Annotated in this window: 21 protein-coding genes; 1 reads left to right on the top strand and 20 read right to left on the bottom strand. The window is 64.7% G+C overall.

The features are described from left to right. Positions 1-8: 8 nt before the first annotated feature. The 5 genes from E1956_RS04780 to E1956_RS04760 all read right to left on the bottom strand — a co-directional run bounded on the left by E1956_RS04780 (position 9) and on the right by E1956_RS04760 (position 4,590). Complete coding sequence (locus E1956_RS04780; protein ID WP_027797364.1) at positions 9-620, bottom strand: glutathione S-transferase N-terminal domain-containing protein; 612 nt, start codon at positions 618-620, stop codon at positions 9-11. A gap of 114 nt (positions 621-734) precedes the next feature. Further along, positions 735-1,517 (bottom strand): cytochrome c1, encoded by a 783-nt coding sequence (locus tag E1956_RS04775; RefSeq protein WP_134750345.1) that lies wholly within the window; start codon positions 1,515-1,517, stop codon positions 735-737. Positions 1,518-1,541: 24 nt separating this feature from the next. Further along, positions 1,542-2,939, bottom strand: a complete 1,398-nt coding sequence (locus tag E1956_RS04770; protein WP_134747621.1) for a cytochrome b — start codon at positions 2,937-2,939, stop codon at positions 1,542-1,544. Further along, positions 2,939-3,559 carry a ubiquinol-cytochrome c reductase iron-sulfur subunit gene (petA, locus tag E1956_RS04765; RefSeq protein WP_134747620.1) on the bottom strand — a complete coding sequence of 207 codons (621 nt, stop codon included), beginning with the start codon at positions 3,557-3,559 and terminating at the stop codon, positions 2,939-2,941. The genes E1956_RS04770 and petA overlap by 1 nt, the downstream gene beginning before the upstream one ends. Positions 3,560-3,843: 284 nt before the next feature. Next, on the bottom strand, positions 3,844-4,590 hold the full coding sequence (locus tag E1956_RS04760) for a Nif3-like dinuclear metal center hexameric protein (protein ID WP_134747619.1): 747 nt from the start codon (positions 4,588-4,590) through the stop codon (positions 3,844-3,846). Between the two features lie 19 nt (positions 4,591-4,609). Between E1956_RS04760 and E1956_RS04755 the strand changes: the two genes are divergently transcribed. After that, a complete protein-coding gene (locus E1956_RS04755; RefSeq protein ID WP_028218440.1) occupies positions 4,610-5,827 on the top strand; it encodes a Do family serine endopeptidase in 1,218 nt (405 codons plus the stop codon). Between the two features lie 196 nt (positions 5,828-6,023). Here E1956_RS04755 and tatC read toward each other — a convergent pair whose 3' ends face one another. From tatC to murA, 15 genes are all read right to left on the bottom strand, one after another. Continuing rightward, positions 6,024-6,806, bottom strand: coding sequence for a twin-arginine translocase subunit TatC (gene tatC, locus E1956_RS04750; protein WP_134747618.1), 783 nt, complete (start codon positions 6,804-6,806; stop codon positions 6,024-6,026). Between the two features lie 57 nt (positions 6,807-6,863). Next, a complete protein-coding gene (gene tatB, locus E1956_RS04745) occupies positions 6,864-7,433 on the bottom strand; it encodes a Sec-independent protein translocase protein TatB (protein ID WP_134747617.1) in 570 nt (189 codons plus the stop codon). Positions 7,434-7,482: 49 nt separating this feature from the next. Beyond that, complete coding sequence (tatA, locus tag E1956_RS04740) at positions 7,483-7,725, bottom strand: Sec-independent protein translocase subunit TatA (protein ID WP_134747616.1); 243 nt, start codon at positions 7,723-7,725, stop codon at positions 7,483-7,485. A gap of 250 nt (positions 7,726-7,975) precedes the next feature. Continuing rightward, positions 7,976-8,344: a histidine triad nucleotide-binding protein gene (locus E1956_RS04735; protein ID WP_134747615.1), complete on the bottom strand. Its 369-nt coding sequence runs from the start codon at positions 8,342-8,344 to the stop codon at positions 7,976-7,978. Between the two features lie 70 nt (positions 8,345-8,414). Continuing rightward, the gene (locus tag E1956_RS04730) at positions 8,415-8,834 is read right to left on the bottom strand and encodes a DUF4870 family protein (RefSeq protein ID WP_418789246.1); all 420 of its coding nucleotides are present in this window, start codon (positions 8,832-8,834) and stop codon (positions 8,415-8,417) included. Positions 8,835-8,945: 111 nt separating this feature from the next. Next, positions 8,946-9,314 (bottom strand): phosphoribosyl-ATP diphosphatase, encoded by a 369-nt coding sequence (locus tag E1956_RS04725; protein ID WP_028218446.1) that lies wholly within the window; start codon positions 9,312-9,314, stop codon positions 8,946-8,948. Beyond that, positions 9,311-9,736: a phosphoribosyl-AMP cyclohydrolase gene (hisI, locus tag E1956_RS04720; protein ID WP_134747613.1), complete on the bottom strand. Its 426-nt coding sequence runs from the start codon at positions 9,734-9,736 to the stop codon at positions 9,311-9,313. The genes E1956_RS04725 and hisI overlap by 4 nt, the downstream gene beginning before the upstream one ends. A gap of 4 nt (positions 9,737-9,740) precedes the next feature. Further along, positions 9,741-10,514, bottom strand: coding sequence for an imidazole glycerol phosphate synthase subunit HisF (gene hisF, locus E1956_RS04715; RefSeq protein WP_134747612.1), 774 nt, complete (start codon positions 10,512-10,514; stop codon positions 9,741-9,743). A 261-nt stretch (positions 10,515-10,775) separates the two neighbouring features. After that, positions 10,776-11,528 (bottom strand): 1-(5-phosphoribosyl)-5-[(5-phosphoribosylamino)methylideneamino]imidazole-4-carboxamide isomerase, encoded by a 753-nt coding sequence (gene hisA, locus E1956_RS04710; RefSeq protein WP_028218449.1) that lies wholly within the window; start codon positions 11,526-11,528, stop codon positions 10,776-10,778. A gap of 189 nt (positions 11,529-11,717) precedes the next feature. Next, entirely contained in the window at positions 11,718-12,359 is a 642-nt protein-coding gene (gene hisH / locus E1956_RS04705; RefSeq protein WP_134747611.1) for an imidazole glycerol phosphate synthase subunit HisH, read from the bottom strand. Between the two features lie 12 nt (positions 12,360-12,371). Further along, positions 12,372-12,959: an imidazoleglycerol-phosphate dehydratase HisB gene (hisB, locus tag E1956_RS04700; RefSeq protein WP_028218451.1), complete on the bottom strand. Its 588-nt coding sequence runs from the start codon at positions 12,957-12,959 to the stop codon at positions 12,372-12,374. 85 nt (positions 12,960-13,044) lie between these two features. Further along, complete coding sequence (hisC, locus tag E1956_RS04695; protein WP_134747610.1) at positions 13,045-14,121, bottom strand: histidinol-phosphate transaminase; 1,077 nt, start codon at positions 14,119-14,121, stop codon at positions 13,045-13,047. A gap of 236 nt (positions 14,122-14,357) precedes the next feature. Next, on the bottom strand, positions 14,358-15,677 hold the full coding sequence (gene hisD, locus E1956_RS04690) for a histidinol dehydrogenase (RefSeq protein WP_028218453.1): 1,320 nt from the start codon (positions 15,675-15,677) through the stop codon (positions 14,358-14,360). A 168-nt stretch (positions 15,678-15,845) separates the two neighbouring features. Next, the gene (hisG, locus tag E1956_RS04685) at positions 15,846-16,544 is read right to left on the bottom strand and encodes an ATP phosphoribosyltransferase (RefSeq protein ID WP_134747609.1); all 699 of its coding nucleotides are present in this window, start codon (positions 16,542-16,544) and stop codon (positions 15,846-15,848) included. Beyond that, a complete protein-coding gene (gene murA / locus E1956_RS04680; protein ID WP_134747608.1) occupies positions 16,541-17,803 on the bottom strand; it encodes a UDP-N-acetylglucosamine 1-carboxyvinyltransferase in 1,263 nt (420 codons plus the stop codon). Before murA ends, hisG begins: the two co-directional genes overlap by 4 nt. Positions 17,804-17,895: the final 92 nt, after the last annotated feature.

The following is a 17,895-nucleotide window of genomic DNA, read 5'->3' as shown; positions in this document are numbered from 1 at the left end:
ACACCGGCTTAGCGGCGCATCACCTTTTCCGAAGGCGTCAGCGCTTCGATATAGGCCGGACGGCTGAAGATACGCTCGGCGTACTTCATGAGCGGCGCGGCGTTCTTCGACAGCTCGATGCCGTAGTGATCCAGACGCCACAGCAGCGGCGCGATCGCGACGTCGAGCATCGAGAACTCTTCGCCCAGCATGTACTTGTTCTTCAGGAAGATCGGCGCGAGCTGCGTGAGGCGGTCGCGGATTGCGAGACGCGCCTTCTCGTGGTTCTTCTCGGCCGCCTTGCCCTTCTCGTTTTCGAGCGTGCTCACGTGCACGAACAGCTCTTTTTCGAAGTTGAGCAGGAACAGGCGCGCGCGGGCACGCTGGACCGGGTCAGCCGGCATCAGCTGCGGGTGCGGGAAGCGCTCGTCGATGTACTCGTTGATGATGTTCGATTCGTACAGGATCAGGTCGCGCTCGACCAGAATCGGCACCTGACCGTACGGATTCATCACGGCGATGTCTTCCGGTTTGTTGAACAGGTCGACGTCGCGGATTTCGAAGTCCATGCCCTTTTCGAACAACACCAGCCGGCAGCGCTGGGAGAACGGGCAGGTAGTGCCGGAGTACAGAACCATCATGATTTACATTTCCTCAATAAACCCAAAAGGCCGGCGGGCAAAAACACCGTCTGACTGTCGCAAGACTGTCAGGCGGTGTCTCGTCGCACCGGCCCCACGTCGGTCAGGACGTGATTATTTGATATCTTTCCAGTACGCGGCGTTCAGTCGCCACGCGAAAAAGCTCAGAACGCCGAGGAACAGGAGCACCCAGACTCCAAGCTGCTTGCGGGTTTTCTGCTCCGGCTCGGCCATCCAGCCAAGGTATGCAACGAGGTCGGCCACAGCAGAATCATAATCCACCGGTGAAAGCTTCCCCGGTGTGACCTGTTGGTACCCTACAAAACGGTGGATCTTTTCCCCCGTTTCCTCGTCCGTCATGTCTTCGAACTTCGCCGTGCGCACACCCTGCAGTTGCCAGAGCACATTGGGCATGCTCACGTTCTCGAACACCATGTTGTTCCAGCCGGTCGGACGCGTGTCGTCGCGGTAGAAGCTGCGCAGATACGTGTACAGCCAGTCGCGCCCTTTCGCGCGCGCCTCCACGGAGAGGTCCGGCGGCGCCACGCCGAACCACGCCTTGGCGTCGTCCGGGCGCAACGCGATGGACATCGTGTTGCCGACCTTGTCCGTCGTGAACAGCAGATTATCTTCGATCTGCTTCTGCGGGATGCCGATCGCTTCCAGCCGGCTGTAGCGCATCAGGTTCGCACTATGGCAATTCAGGCAATAGTTTACAAACAATTGCGCGCCATGTTGCAGCGAAGCAAGATTTTCCCCGTTATCGGGTGCGCGGTCGAGCGGAATGTTTTCCTGCGCAAGCGCCGATCCCACCCCCAAACCCATCGCGCATGCCAGCGCCAATCCGGCGACACCCGTGCCTGTTGCCCGTGCGAGCGTCGAAAAGAGAGATTTCATCATCATGTCTTCCTCGCTCTTTGATTAATGGGGCCTGAACTTCACGCGCTCGGGCGGCTGCTTGAAGGTGCCAAGCCGCGTCCAGAAAGGCATGCCGAGGAAGAATGCGAAATAGACGAGTGCGCAGATCTGGGCGATCAGCGTCGCCGCCGGCGATGGCGGCCGGGTGCCGAGGAACCCAAGCGTCAGGAACGCGAAAACGAAGATCGCGAGAAACACTTTGTGGAACATCGGCCGGTAGCGGATCGACTTCACCGGCGCGCGGTCGAGCCACGGCAGGAAAAAGAGCGAGATCACCGCCGTGCCCATCACCACGACGCCCCAGAACTTCGACTCCGTGAAGGCCATCGCGAGGACCACGAGTATCGCCAGCACCGGCAGGCCCGCGCGCCACTTGCCGCGCGCGCGCACGAGTGCAAGCAGGCCGAGCAGCGCGATCACGATCATCAGCACGATCTTGAACGGGTCGGTCGTGGCGCGCAGCATCGCGTAGAACGCCGTGAAGTACCAGACCGGCGCGATCTCAGGCGGCGTCTGCAGCGGGTTGGCCGGGATGAAGTTGTTGGCTTCGAGGAAGTAGCCACCCATCTCCGGCGCGAAGAAGATGATCGCCGCGAAGATCATCAGGAAGATGCACACGCCCATGAAGTCGTGCACGGAGTAGTACGGGTGGAACGGGATGCCGTCGAGCGGAATGCCGTTCGCGTCCTTTTTCTCCTTGATCTCGATGCCATCGGGATTGTTCGAGCCCACTTCATGCAGCGCCACGACGTGGGCGATCACGAGCCCGATCAGCACGAGCGGGATCGCAATCACGTGGAAGGCGAAGAAGCGGTTGAGCGTGACGTCCGAAACCACGTAGTCGCCGCGGATCCACAGCGACAGGTCCGGGCCGATGAAGGGAATCGCCGAGAACAGGTTCACGATCACCTGCGCGCCCCAGAACGACATCTGGCCCCACGGCAGCAGATAGCCGAAGAACGCTTCGGCCATCAGGCACAGGAAGATCGCGCAGCCGAAGATCCAGACGAGCTCGCGTGGCTTGCGGTACGAACCGTACAGCAGCCCGCGGAACATGTGCAGATACACGACCACGAAGAACATCGAAGCGCCCGTGGAGTGCATGTAGCGGATCAGCCAGCCCCACGGCACCTCGCGCATGATGTACTCGACCGACGCGAACGCGAGCGTCGAGTCGGGCTTGTAGTTCATGGTGAGGAAGATGCCGGTGACGATCTGGTTCACCAGCACCAGCAGCGCGAGCGAGCCGAAGAAGTACCAGAAGTTGAAGTTCTTCGGCGCGTAGTACTCGGAGACGTGCGCTTTCCAGGTCGACGTCATCGGAAAGCGCTTGTCGATCCAGCCGGTCAGCCCCGAAGACGCGCTCGTCGTGTCCACTTCCTTTTCGTGTCCCGTGGCCATCACGCTTCTCCTTGTTCGTCCTTGCCGATCACGATCTGCGTCGGGGACGTGAACATGTAGCGGGGGATGTCGAGGTTCTGCGGCGCGGGCTTGTTCTTGAACACGCGGCCGGAGAGATCGTAGGTGGAGCCGTGGCACGGGCACAGGAAGCCGCCGGGCCAGTCGTCGGGCAAGTTGGGCTGCGGGCCCTCCTGGAAGCGCGGCGTGGGCGTGCAGCCCAGATGCGTGCACACGGCCACAGCCACGAGGATGTTCTGGTGCTCGGCGCGCGAGCGGAATTCGTTCTTGCAGTAATCCGGCATCGGCATGGAGAACGGATGCTCGGAGTTCGGGTCCGCCAGCTCGGGGTCGGCCTTCTTGCAATCGGCCAGCATCCGCTCGGTGCGGTTCAGGATCCACACGGGCTTGCCGCGCCAGGCCACGGTCATCATCGAGCCGGGTTCGAGTCCCGTGATGTCGACTTCGACCGGCGCGCCGGCAGCGCGGGCTTTTTCTGATGGTGCAAACGAAGCTACGAAGGGTACGACAGTGGCAACGCCTCCTATGCCACCTGCTACGGACGTCGCAATCAGCCAGGTACGGCGGCTGCCATCGACGCGGTCGTTCTCATTGTCTCGCATCACATCGCCCCACTTCTGAGTTGGATTTTTCCGTCACGCCAGCTTTCCCGCGGTGCTGCCGAACGCTAGTTTGCGCGAATGGAGTTGGCATTTACAAGGGGCGTTCGCCAAAAAGCGGGCGAAGTCCTTGATAACTCGGGGTTTTCCCCCAGAAAACGGGGCCATTTTCTTTTCATGTTGTAAATGCCCACTGAATAAGACACACCGATGCGCTTCGCCGCGAGTCAATCGGGCGAAGCATCAAGGCAGCCGGTCGCTCGATTGCGCCGCTCAAACCACCCCGCTCAAACGGGATTGTGGATATCGATGAAAAGATGCTCGATGTCGAACGCCTCCGCCAGGTGCGCGCCCACCGCCTGCACGCCAAACCGCTCGGTGGCGTGATGGCCCGCGGCAAGGAACGCCACGCCGCTCTCGGCCGAGGTATGGGTGGTCGGCTCCGAGATCTCGCCGGTCAGGTAGACATCGGCGCCCGCCTCGATCGCCGCATCGAAGAGGCCTTGCGCCGCCCCCGTGCACCATGCCACGTGGCGCAGCTCCCAATCGGGGTCGCCGAGCACGAGCGGTGTGCGGCCCAGCGTCCGCTCGACCTGCGCCGTGAAGTGCGCGAGCGTGATCGGCATGGGCAGCGTGGTCATCCAGCCGAGATCCTGGTCGCCGAAGCGTTTTTCGCCGATCCAGCCCATTTTGGCGCCCAACTGCGCGTTATTGCCCAGCTCGGGATGGCAATCGAGCGGCAGATGGTAGGCAAACAGATTGAGGTCGTTGGCAAGCAGCGCTTTCAGGCGGTGGTACTTGCGCCCCGTGATCTGCGGCGGCTCGTTGCGCCAGAAATAGCCATGGTGCACGAGCACGGCGTCGGCGCCCCACTCCAGCGCCGCTTCGAGGAAGGCAAGCGAGGCCGTGACGCCGGTCGCGATCTTCTCCACGCGCCGCCGCCCCTCCACCTGCAGGCCATTCGGGCAGTAGTCCTTGAACCGCGCGGATTCCAGAAGATTGTTCAGATACAATTCCAGTTCGATCCGATCCATATAATCCTCTAATCTTCAGATGCTTAGACGCTTTTGGCTGTTCTTCGCCCAGGCGGTGACGGTCCTGCTGGCGTTGATGTTCATCATCGCGACGCTCAAGCCGCAATGGCTCCAGCATCAGGGGCAACTCGGCAAGCAGCTCGCGGAACCGATCGTTGCCCTGCGGGAGGTGGCGCCGGGCATTGGCGGCGGCCCCGCACAAGGCTCCTATGCGGACGCGGCCCAGAAGGCGATGCCCGCGGTCGTCAACGTATTCTCGAGCAAGGACGGGTCGCTGCCGCCCGACCCACGCCAGAACGACCCGCTATTCCGCTACTTTTTCGGCAATCCCAATAACAACCGCAAGCAGCAGGAACAGCCTGCGGCGAACCTCGGTTCGGGCGTCATTGTCAGTCCGGACGGTTACATTCTAACGAACCAGCACGTGATCGACGGCGCGGATCAGATTGAAATCGCGCTCTCCGACGGCCGCACCACCAACGCGAAGGTGATCGGCATCGACCCTGAGACCGATCTCGCCGTGCTCAAGATCAACCTGCCGAATCTGCCCACCATCACGCTCGGACGCATGGATCAGGCGCGCGTGGGCGACGTCGTGCTCGCCATCGGCAACCCGTTTGGCGTGGGCCAGACCGTGACGATGGGCATCATCAGCGCGCTCGGGCGCAATCACCTCGGCATCAACACCTTCGAGAACTTCATCCAGACCGACGCGCCCATCAACCCGGGCAACTCGGGCGGCGCGCTCGTCGACGTCAACGGCAATCTGCTCGGCATTAACACGGCCATCTATTCGCGCTCGGGCGGCTCGCTCGGCATCGGCTTTGCCATTCCCGTCTCCACGGCGCGCAGCGTGCTGGAGAGCATCATCACGACGGGCTCGGTCACGCGCGGCTGGATCGGCGTGGAGCCGCAGGACGTGACGCCCGAGATCGCCGAGTCGTTCGGGCTGAACCAGAAGTCGGGCGCGATCGTCGCGGGCGTGCTGCAGGGCGGCCCCGCCGACAAGGCCGGCATCAAGCCGGGCGACGTCCTGACCGCGGTGAACGGCGAAGCGATCACCGACACCACACGTCTGCTGAACGTCATCGCGCAGATCAAGCCGGGTACCAGCGCCAAGGTCCACCTCGTGCGCAAGAACAAGGACATGGACCTCGACGTGATGATCGGCAAGCGCCCGCCGCCGCCGAAGCAGCCCGCGAACCAGGACGAAGAAGGCGACGACGACGGAGGTTGACCGGCACGCGCGCGACGTGGGCTCACCGCTCACGTTGCCGTCAGCGCGTCTTCGCTGACTGGCGCCCTCGCCCTCGCCTGCGCCGCGAAGTGAAGCGCGAGCAACAGAAAGCAAAAAAGGCCGCGAACGTCACCGTTCGCGGCCTTTCTTTTTGGACTTTAGCGGCTTCGGGCCCGCGTGCCTTTGGTGCGTCCCGTCAGCTCGTTGCCTCGGTCTCGTCGACCGCCTTCTTCTCGCCGGTCCCGATGAAGAGTCTGGCCGCGATAATCCCCGCCTCGTACAGCACGATCAGCGGCAGCGCGAGGATGAGTTGCGAAAACACGTCCGGCGGCGTGACGACCGCGGCAACGATGAACGCGCCGACGATCACATAGGGACGAATCTCCTTGAGCTTCTTGACCGTCAGCACGCCCATGCGCACGAGCAGCACGACGACGATCGGCACTTCGAAGGTCACACCGAACGCGAGAAACATCGTGAGCACGAAGCTCAGGTAATTGTCGATATCGGTGGTCATCTCCGCGCCGAGCGGCGCGTTGTAATGCGCCATCACGCGGAAGATGGTGGGAAACACCACGAAATACGCGAACGCCATGCCGCACAGGAACAGCGTATAGCTGCTCGCCACCAGCGGCCCGACCAGCTTCTTTTCGTGCTGATAGAGGCCCGGCGCCACGAATGCCCAGATCTGATAGAGCACGACCGGCAAGGCGATCACGAAAGCGACGAGCATGGTCACCTTCATCGGCACGAAGAACGAGCCGGTCACGTCGGTGACGATCATCTTGCCGTCGCGCGGCAGGTTCTGCATCAACGGGCGGGCGAGCAGCCTGAAGATGTCGGGCGCCCAGTACACGAGCCCGACGAACACGACGATCACGGCAATGCCCGCGCGAATAATGCGGTCGCGCAGCTCGACGAGGTGCGAGATGAAGGTCTCTTCAGTGCCCTCGTCCTGTCTTTGTTGGGGGTCGCTCACACCGGCCCTCGGGGGTTGGAGATGGACAAGTTCAGACTCGACTGCGGTATCGGAGCATCAGAAGAAGCGCGTGGGACGGCGCAAGCTGGCCGGCGTGTGCTGCGCGACGCGCGCGGCACCCGATTGCACGCGCGTGCGTCGCTGCGTCGCGCGTTTGTACCACGTGGGCGTTGCCGTTTGCTTCACGCGCCAGTTCTTGCGTTTGCCGCCGGTTGCGTTAGACGCGTTACTCGAGCGCCATGACGTGACGCCCGAAGCGTCGGCCGTGCCGGACATCCCGAACGCGTTGCCTTGCGCCGGGTCCGAAGCGGCGCCGCCCGCGATGCTGGGCGCCCCGCCCGTGCCAACGTTCCAGGCCTCGTTCAGCTCGGTCTCCTGCTTGTGCAGGTTATCGTGAACGGTCTTCTCGACGTTTTGCGCGGCCTGTTCGAATTCGCCCTTCATGCGGCGCAACTCATCCAGTTCGATCTCGCGCGTGACTTCCGCCTTGACGTCGTTGATATAGCGCTGCGCGCGGCCGAACAGGGCGCCGGCCGTACGCGCGACGCGCGGCAGCCGTTCCGGTCCGAGAACGACCAGCGCGACGACGCCGATCAGCGCCATCTTGGTTAGACCCAGATCGAGCATGAATGAAGCTTTCCGTCAGCCTTGGGGCGGGAAATAACGGCTGCCGCGCTTAGCGGAAGTCGTTCGAACGCGGGGTCTTGTCCTTGGCGTCGACATCGACGGTGCCGCCGTTGTTCGGCAGCTCGCGCTTTTGCGGATCGGCGCCGGACTCCTCGCCCTCGCGCATGCCTTCCTTGAAACCCTTCACCGCGCCACCCAGATCGCTGCCGATATTGCGCAGCTTCTTCGTACCGAAGACGAGCGCCACGATCAACAACACGATCAGCCAGTGCCAAATGCTCAACGAACCCATGATCAAAACTCTCCTTAACCCCGTTGCCACGCCTCATGCGTAGCGAAAAAACCGTGTCGCGCGAACGCGCTTCTTGACGCCCGTGCCGATCGACTGGCCCGGCGTGGCACCATGCCTGGCGCGCCTGGCGGGTTGCCGGGCTGCGTGCCCGGTATGGTAACTGCAAGGTATTTCGGCTGCATGGCAACGTGCCCTTTTTCAGCCGCCCCTGGCATTCCGCCGTCTTGCCGTTGTCGCGCAGGCGCCCGGCCTATCCCATGCGCTGCCACGGACGCGGTCCAGACAGCAGATGCGCGTGCAGGTGATAGACCTCCTGGCCGCCGCCTGGCCCCGTGTTCACCACCGTGCGATAGCCGGTCTCGCCACCCGTGTAGGACACGCCCAGATCCCTGGCCAGCCGCGCGACCAATACAAACATTCTACCAAGCAGCGGGGCTTCGTTTTCGCCACAGTCCGCGAGGGTAGGGATATGCTGGCGCGGAATCACCAGCACGTGAGTTTGTGCTGCAGGCCGAATGTCCCGGAACGCGATGAACTCGTCGTCTTCATAGACACGCGTGCTGGGGATCAGGCCGTCGGCGATCTTGCAAAAGAGACAGGTGCTGCGGTCGTGACTCATGGTGCTCCTGGGCCGCCGTATGAGGAGAAAACGTGTCGGGTTCCGCGCACGGTCCCAATCTGCCGCGGCGTCAGAACCACGCGCGTGGATCGGACAACGGCTTGTTGTCGTACAGGTACAGCCAGCCTTTGATGATACGGTACAACGTCCAGATTCCGACAGCCCACAAAATCGGAATACCGATCACGACGACGAAGAGTGCGCCGCCGATCAGCGTGCCGGCGAGCCCGAGCCAGAAGGTGCGGATCTGCCACGTGAAGTGCTGCTCGTAGGGCGTGCCCGCCGCTTCGTCGCGCTTGATGTAGTTGATGATGATCGCCACGAGCACGGTCACGCCACCCGTTAGCAAGAAGATCGCGTAGAGCCCGTAGAGCACGTGCGTAAGGGTGCGAAGGCTACGCAGACGATCCGCGTCGAGCGGATCTCGCTCCGGGGCGCGGTAGGCAGGAGGCGGGTAATCGCCGGGTGTGGACATGTGCGGCATCTCCAGTTAGGTCGGCGGTGACGTACGCCTCGCGTGCGTCACCTGGGCCAGTATCGGTCAGATGACTCGACCCAAAAATTCGACCCGAATCCGCGGCCCGAATTCAGTCCCGCAGCGTCATTCGCCGTTTTCTTCGCGCTCGCGGCTCTTGCGCAGCGCCTTCTCCTCGAGGCCCGAGAGCCCCTCACGGCGCTCCAGCTCCGCCAGCACGTCGGCGGGGCTCAAGTCGAAGTGCGAGAGCGTGACGAGGCAGTGGAACCACAGATCGGCCATTTCGCCGACCAGCGCCTTCGGCGCGCCGCCCTGACGCACGTCCTTCGCGGCCAGCACGACTTCGGTCGCCTCTTCGCCCACCTTCTTGAGCACCGCGTCGTCGCCCTTGTGGAACAGGCGCGCGACGTAGGAAGCGTCCGGGTCGCCGCCCTTGCGGCTATCGATCACCGCCGCGAGGCGCAGCAGGGTGTCGTTGGTGTTCAGTTGCGTCATTTGTAGATGTGTTCGGGGTCTTTCAGCACGGGATCGACGGCGACCCAGCGGCCTTCGTCGACGGTGCCTTCGAATTGCTGGAAAAAGCACGAGTGACGGCCTGTGTGGCACGCGATGTTCGACACCTGCTCGACCTTGAGCAGCACGACGTCCTCGTCGCAGTCGAGGCGAATGTCGTGCACGTGCTGCACGTGGCCCGACTCCTCGCCCTTGAACCACAGGCGCTGGCGCGAGCGCGAAAAGTACACCGCGCGGCGCAGCTCGACCGTCTTGGCCAGCGCTTCGCGGTTCATCCACGCGAACATCAGCACGTCGCCGGTCGTGGCTTCCTGCGCGATCACGGGCACGAGGCCGTTAGCGTCCCAGTTGACCTTGTCGAGCCAGCCGGCCTTCGCGATGTCGTGGGTTTGTGCATTGCTCATGGCGTCACATCCTCACCGAAATGCCCTGATCGGCCATGAAGCGCTTGGCCTCGCCAACCGTGTGCTCGCCGTAGTGGAAGATGCTCGCCGCCAGCACGGCGTCGGCATGGCCCTTGACGATGCCGTCCGCGAGATCTTGCAGACCGCCCACGCCGCCCGAGGCGATCACGGGAATCGGCACGGCGTCGGACACCGCGCTCGTGAGGGCGAGGTCGAAGCCGCTCTTGGTGCCGTCGCGATCCATGCTCGTGAGCAGGATTTCGCCCGCGCCGAACTCGGCCATCTTGCGCGCCCACTCGACGGCGTCGATGCCGGTGGCCTTGCGGCCGCCGTGCGTGAAGACTTCCCAGCGCGGCGCTTCGCCCGGCGCCGAGGTGCGCTTCGCGTCGATGGCGACGACGATGCACTGCGAGCCGTATTTATCGGCGGAATCGCGCACGAGCTGCGGATTGGCCACCGCCGACGAATTCATGCCGACCTTGTCGGCGCCCGCGTTCAGCAGGCGCCGCACGTCGGTGACGGCGCGCACGCCGCCGCCCACCGTCAGCGGGATGAAGACCTGCGAGGCCACCGCTTCGATGATCGGCAGGATCAGGTCGCGCCCGTCCGAGGTGGCCGTGATGTCGAGGAAGGTGAGCTCGTCGGCGCCCTGGTCGTCGTAGCGGCGCGCGATTTCGACGGGGTCGCCCGCGTCGCGCAGCTCGACGAAGTTGACGCCCTTGACGACCCGTCCGGCAGTCACGTCGAGACAGGGGATGATGCGTTTGGGTAGAGCCATGATCTTGCCGATATTCCGGGGCGTGCCGGGACCGCAGCAGCTACGCCCATTGTCGCGCGATAGCGGTTATCGCGAAATTAGCCGGCGAACAAGCGGCCAGGAGCGGCGACTCGCCGCCGACGGCGCGCGGCCCGCCCTTGCCGGTCGCACCGGGGCCCCCGAAGGACCCGAAAGGACCCGAAGGACCCAACGGACCAAAAAGGACTCCAAAAGCCCCGCAGGACTCGGCCTCCGCTCGGGAGGCCCCGTCCACGCGACGCTTCAAGCGTCGTCCGATTCGCGCAGGCTGTCTGCGCGCGTTTGCGCCTCGGCAAAATCGAGATCGCCCGAGTAGATCGCTCGGCCGCAGATCACGCCTTCGACGCCTTCGTCCTCGACTTCGCAGAGCGCGTCGATGTCGGCAAGATTCGAGAGGCCGCCGCTCGCGATGACCGGAATCTTCACCGCGCGCGCGAGGCGCACCGTCGCTTCGATATTGATGCCCTGCAGCATGCCGTCGCGGCCGATGTCGGTGTAGATGATCGACTCGACGCCGTAGTCCTCGAACTTGCGCGCGAGGTCCACGACTTCGTGGCCCGTGAGCTTGCTCCAGCCGTCGGTGGCGACCTTGCCGTCCTTGGCGTCGAGCCCGACGATGATATGGCCCCCGAACGCCGTGCAAGCTTCCTGCAGGAAGCCCGGGTTCTTGACCGCCGCCGTACCGATGATCACGTACGAGAGGCCGTCGTCGAGGTAGCGCTCGATGGTGTCGAGGTCGCGGATGCCGCCGCCCAGCTGCACGGGGATCTGGTCGCCCACTTCCGCGATGATCTCGCGAATCGCGTCTTCGTTCTTCGGCTTGCCTGCGAACGCGCCGTTCAGATCGACGAGGTGCAGACGCCGCGCGCCGCGCTCGACCCAATGTCGGGCCATGGCCGCTGGTTCCTCGGAGAAAATCGTCGCCTGGTCCATATCGCCTTGTTTCAGGCGTACGCAGTGACCGTCTTTGAGATCGATGGCCGGAATCAGCAGCATAGCAATCGGGTGATGTCTGGGAATGTGGTTGAAATCAGCCGGCAACGGTCGGGAAAGGCCCGATCCGACGCCGTTGCGCTAGTTTAGTACAACTCTTTCGGCGGCCTTGCTGATGTAAATCGGCTTCGGGCGCACACAACGCTTGCAGGACTGACCTGGGTGATCCGAGCCGGCAACGCCGCGCGTGAATTACGGGTTCCAGTGGACGAAGTTGCGATAGACGCGCAAGCCCGCTGCGGCGCTCTTTTCCGGGTGAAATTGGGTGGCGAAGATGTTATCCCGCGCCACCGCCGAGGTAAAGGCCGCGCCGTAAGGCGTTTCGCCGACCGTATGAGCCGCGTCGGCCGGCACGACATAGTAGCTGTGCACGAAATAAAAGAAGCTTTCGTCGGGCACGCCGTCCCACAGCGCGTGAGCGCGGGTTTGACGCACGCGGTTCCAGCCCATCTGCGGCACCTTGAAGCGCGAGCCGTCGTCCTGCACCTGGCCTTCCAGCGCGAAGCGCACGACCTTGCCCGGCAGCAGGCCGAGGCCCTTCGTGTCGCCCTCGGCGCTCCAGTCGAACAGCATCTGCTCGCCCACGCACACGCCCATCAGCGGCTTGGTGCGCGAGGCTTCAAGCACGGCATCTTGCAGGCCCGACTCCGCGAGGCTGCGCATGCAGTCGGGCATCGCGCCCTGACCCGGCAGCACGACGCGGTCGGCTGCGCGGATCGCTTCCGGTTGCTCGACGATCTGCACGTCGGCTTCCGGCGCGGCCTGCTTCAGCGCCTGGGCCACCGAACGCAGGTTGCCCATCCCATAATCCACAATCGCAATTGAAGTTTTCATCTCGGATACCGCTTACAGGCTGCCCTTCGTCGACGGAATCTTGCCCGCCTGACGCTCATCCAGCTCGGCGGCCTGGCGCAGCGCGCGGCCGAAGGCCTTGAACACGGTTTCCATCTGGTGATGTGCGTTCAGGCCGCGCAGATTGTCGATATGCAGCGTCACGCCGGCGTGATTGACGAAGCCGCGGAAGAATTCGATCGACAGGTCGACGTCGAACGTGCCGATGCGCGCGCGCGTGAACGGCACGTGGAACTCGAGCCCCGGACGGCCCGAGAAGTCGATCACCACGCGCGAGAGCGCCTCGTCGAGCGGCACGTAGGCATGGCCATAGCGGCGGATGCCCTTCTTGTCGCCGATGGCCTGCGCAACCGCCTGGCCCAGCGTGATGCCGACGTCTTCAACCGTATGGTGGTCGTCGATATGGGTATCGCCATGCGCCTCGACTTCGAGATCGATCAGACCATGTCGCGCGATCTGGTCGAGCATGTGGTCGAGAAACGGCACGCCGGTCGCGAGCTTTTGCTCGCCGGTGCCGTCCAGATTGAGTTTCACGCGGATTTGCGTTTCGCTGGTGTTGCGAACGACTTGCGCGACGCGCATGGCAATTTCCTTCAAACAACCTGTAACAGGAGGGTTCAGAGAATGGAGCTCGAAGCGCTGGGCGCTTCGAAACGACCGGAACGATTCACTTGAGCACGAGCTTCAGGGCGGCGAGCAGCTGCGCGTTTTCGTCGGGGGTCCCAACGGTCAGGCGCACGCAATTCGCGAGCAATGGGTGCATTTTACTCACGTTTTTGACCAGAACCCGCGCTGTGAGCAGCGTATCGAACACGGCGGAGGCATCGGGCACGCGCACGAGCAGGAAATTGCCGGCGCTTTCGAACACTTCGGCGCCCGGCAATTTCGCCACTGCGGCGGCCAGTTGCGCCCGATCCGCGCGCAACTGGGCGGCCTGCGCGTCGAGCACGCCAATATGGTCGAGCAGGAAATCGGCGGCCGCCTGGGTCAGCACATTCACGTTATACGGCGGGCGCACCTTGTCGAACTCGTTGAGCCATGCAGTGCGGCCCGCGAGGTAGCCAAGGCGGATGCCCGCGAGCCCGAGCTTGGACATCGTGCGCATCACGACCACGTTGTCGAACGCGCCCGCGCGCGGCATCCAGCTCGTCTGCGCGAACGGCTGATAGGCCTCGTCGATCACGACGAGGCCGCCAGCGGCGTCCGCGGCTTCGATGATGCGTTCGATGTCGGCGTCGGCGAAGAGCGTGCCCGTGGGGTTGTTCGGGTACGCCAGCCAGATCACGGCCGGCTTGTGCTCGGCGACGGCGGCCAGCATGGCCTCGGTATCGAGCGTCAGGTCTGCCTTGAGCGGCACGCCGACGAACTCCACCTGGGCGAATTTCGCCGACATCGCATACATCACGAAGCCCGGCACCGGCGCGAGCACCTTCGCGCCCGGCTTCGCGCACGCCATCGTGATCATGCTGATGATCTCGTCCGAGCCGTTGCCGAGCAGCACGTCGCACTCGGGCGGCACGCGCATCGCGGTCTTGAGCTTCGCCATGAGCGCCTCGGGACGCGGCGCCGGATAGCGGTTCAGCGCCACGCCCGCGAGATGCTCGCCCAGTTGCGCGGCCAGATCGGCGGGCAGCGAGTACGGGTTCTCCATGGCGTCGAGCTTCACGAAGCCGGCGGCGTCGGGGACCGGATAGCTCGTCATGGCGAGCACATCGGGGCGGATGATGTCGTGTGGTGTGGTCATTGTCGATTGGCTCGCGCGCAGGGCGTGGAGCCGGCACGGACGGCCAGCCTGACTACAGTGCCGCAGCGCTGCAGGGCCGTCCTGGTTGGCGCCCGTTTACGGGCGCGCGGGTTATTTCGGTGTTCCAGGCATCGGGCGCTGGCCTGCGTGCGCCTGGCGCGCCGATGCTTGCAAACGTCTCCTCGGGGGCGCGGCGCACAGGAAGCTCATGCGCGCCGTCCTGCCTCCACCCTGTCTCAGCTTTGCTTCATGCGGTACTCGGCGCTGCGCGCGTGGGCCTGGAGGCCCTCGCCATACGCGAGTTCCGCCGCGATCTCGCCGAGCGTCTGGGCGCCTTCCGCGCTCACTTCGATCAGGCTCGATCGCTTGATGAAATCATAGACGCCGAGCGGCGACGAGAAACGTGCGGTACGAGACGTAGGCAGCACGTGATTCGGCCCCGCGCAGTAGTCGCCGAGGCTTTCGCTCGTGTAGCGGCCAAGGAAGATCGCGCCCGCGTGGCGGATTTCGGCGCCCCACTTCTGCGGCTCGAGCGCCGAGATCTCGAGGTGCTCGGGTGCGATGTCGTTGGCGATCGCGCAGGCTTCGGCCATGTCGCGCACCTTCACGAGCGCGCCGCGGTTCGTCAGCGACGTGGCGATCACTTCGGCGCGCGGCATCGAAGGCAGCAGCTCGTCGATCGCGTCTTGCACGCGCTTGATGAACGCGTCGTCCGGGCACAGCAGGATCGATTGCGCGAGCTCGTCGTGCTCGGCCTGCGAGAACAGGTCCATCGCGACCCAGCGCGGATCGGTCGTGCCGTCGCACAGCACGAGGATCTCGGAGGGGCCGGCGATCATGTCGATGCCGACCGTGCCGAACACGCGGCGCTTGGCCGAGGCCACATAGGCGTTGCCCGGGCCACAGATCTTGTCGACGGCCGGGATGGTGCGCGTGCCATAGGCGAGTGCGCCCACGGCCTGCGCGCCGCCGATGGTGAACACGCGGTCGACACCGCCGAGCAGCGCCGCCGCCAGCACGAGCGGGTTCTTCACGCCGTCGGGCGTGGGCACGACCATGATGATCTCGCGCACGCCCGCGACCCGTGCGGGAATCGCGTTCATCAGCACCGACGACGGATACGCGGCCTTGCCGCCCGGCACGTAAAGGCCTACGCGGTCGAGCGGCGTGACCTTCTGACCGAGCACGGTGCCGTCCGCTTCGGTGTACTGCCAGCTATGCGAGCCGCACTCGATGCGCTGCTTCTCGTGGTAGCCGCGTACGCGCGCGGCCGCCGCTTCGAGCGCCGCGCGCTGCTTGGGCTCGAGACTTTCCAGCGCCGCCTCGAGCTCGCTGATCGGCAGCTCCAGCGCATCGACGCTCGTGGCGTTCAGGCGGTCGAAGCGGTTCGTATAGTCGAGCACGGCGGCGTCGCCGCGCGCCTTCACATCGGCGAGGATTTGCGCGACCGAGCGCTCGATGGCCTCGTCTTCGCTCGCCTCGAAGGCGAGCACCGCGTGCAGCGCCGCCTTGAAGCCTGCGGCGCTGGAGTCGAGTTTGCGCATCGTGATAGCCATGCTGATATCCATCCGTAACGGTTGTGGGCGCGGCGCATCGGGTGCTCCGCGCGGGCGTCGCCCGGCTCGCTCGTGCGAGCTTCTTCAGGTCGCCAACTCCGACTCAAGTGGCCAACTCAGGTAGCCAACTCAAGTGGCTGGATCGAGCCGCCGAATCCGGCGGCTCGATCACGCTGCCTGCGCGCCGCGCGACGCGCGTTCGAACGCGTCGAGGAACGGCCGCAGCGCAGCGCGCTTGAGCTTGAGCGCCGCCTGGTTCACGACGAGGCGCGAGGAGATCTCCATGATCTCCTCGACCTCGACCAGATTGTTCGCGCGCAGCGTGCCGCCCGTGCTGACGAGGTCGACGATCGCGTCGGCAAGGCCGACGAGCGGCGCGAGCTCCATCGAGCCATAGAGCTTGATGAGGTCGACGTGCACGCCCTTGGCCGCGAAGTGCTGGCGCGCGGCCTCCGTGTACTTGGTCGCCACGCGCAGGCGTGCGCCCTGGCGCACGGCATTGGCGTAGTCGAAGCCCGCCTTCACGGCCACCGAGAGACGGCAGCGCGCGATGTCGAGATCGATCGGCTGATAGAGGCCGCCGCCGCCATGCTCGAGCAGCACGTCCTTGCCCGCCACGCCGAAGTCGGCCGCGCCGTACTCCACGTAGGTGGGCACGTCGGTCGCGCGCACGATGATGACGCGCAGGTTCGGGTCGGTGGTTGGCAGGATCAGCTTGCGCGAGGTTTCCGGATCTTCGGTCACTTCGACGCCCGCGGCGGCGAGCAGCGGCATCGTCTCTTCGAAGATGCGGCCCTTCGAGAGCGCCAGCGTGAGCGGCGCGCCGGCCGCCGCGGCCGGCGTGGGCCTGGATTCGACCGTGCTCATGCCGCGTTCCCCTTGATGCGCTTCACGTTGGCGCCGATCTTGTTCAGCTTCTCTTCCATGCGGTCGTAGCCGCGGTCGAGGTGATAGATGCGGTCGATGAGCGTCTCGCCGTCGGCGCACAGGCCCGCGATCACGAGGCTCGCCGAAGCGCGCAGATCGGTTGCCATCACCTTCGCGCCCGAGAGCTTCTCGACGCCAGCCACGAGCGCCGTCTTGCCGTCGATCGTGATGTGCGCGCCCAGGCGGTTCAGCTCCTGCACGTGCATGAAGCGGTTCTCGAAGATGTTTTCGACCACTTGCGAGGTGCCGTCCGCGATCGTGTTGAGCGCCATGAACTGCGCCTGCATGTCGGTCGGGAACGCCGGATATTCCGAGGTGCGCAGGTTCACGGCGCGCGCGCGCTCGTGCATGCGCACGCGCATCCAGTCGTCGCCCTCTTCGATCGTCACGCCCGCTTCGCGCAGTTTGTCCGTGACGGCGTCGAGGATATGCGGACGCACCTGGCGCAGCGTGACGTCGCCGCCCGCGGCCGCGACCGCGCACAGGAACGTGCCCGCTTCGATGCGGTCGGGAATGACCGTGTGCTTCGCGCCGTGCAGCTTGTCCACGCCCTGGATGACCAGACGGTCGGTGCCGATGCCCTCGATCTGCGCGCCCATCGCGACGAGCAGATGCGCGAGGTCGCCCACTTCGGGCTCGCGCGCGGCGTTCTCGATCACCGTTTCGCCTTCGGCGAGCACGGCGGCCATCAGCAGGTTTTCCGTGCCGGTGACCGTGATCATGTCGGTGACGATGCGCGCGCCCTTCAGGCGCTTCGCACGCGCCTCGATGAAGCCGTGCTCGATGGTGATCTCGGCGCCCATCGCCTGCAGGCCCTTGATGTGCTGGTCCACGGGGCGCGCGCCGATCGCGCAGCCGCCCGGCAGCGACACCTTCGCCTCGCCGAAGCGCGCGACGAGCGGCCCGAGCACGAGAATCGACGCACGCATGGTCTTCACGAGCTCATACGGCGCGACGAGGTTGTCGACCTTGGAGGCGTCGAGCTGCACGCGGTGGCCGTCCTGCTCGGTGCGCACGCCCATCTGGTTGAGCAGCTTGAGCGTGGTGCGCACGTCCTGGAGGTCGGGCACATTGTCCAGATGAACGGGTTCCGCGCTCAGAAGGCCTGCGCAGAGAATGGGCAGCGCCGCGTTCTTCGCACCCGAAACGGTCACTTCCCCTGCGAGCGTCTGCCCGCCGACGATGACGAGTTTATCCATGCCTGAGGTTTCCTGATCGGCGCGGCCGGCTTGCGGCGTCGCGTCATGTTGTGCGGCGCCGCTCGCGGCGACGCCATTGTCCTGGGTAATTC

Origin of the sequence: Paraburkholderia pallida, assembly GCF_004524855.1 — a bacterium.
Taxonomy (GTDB): domain Bacteria; phylum Pseudomonadota; class Gammaproteobacteria; order Burkholderiales; family Burkholderiaceae; genus Paraburkholderia; species Paraburkholderia oxyphila.
The sequence above is the reverse complement of the archived record's forward strand: the minus strand, read 5'-3'. Positions and strand labels throughout refer to the sequence as shown.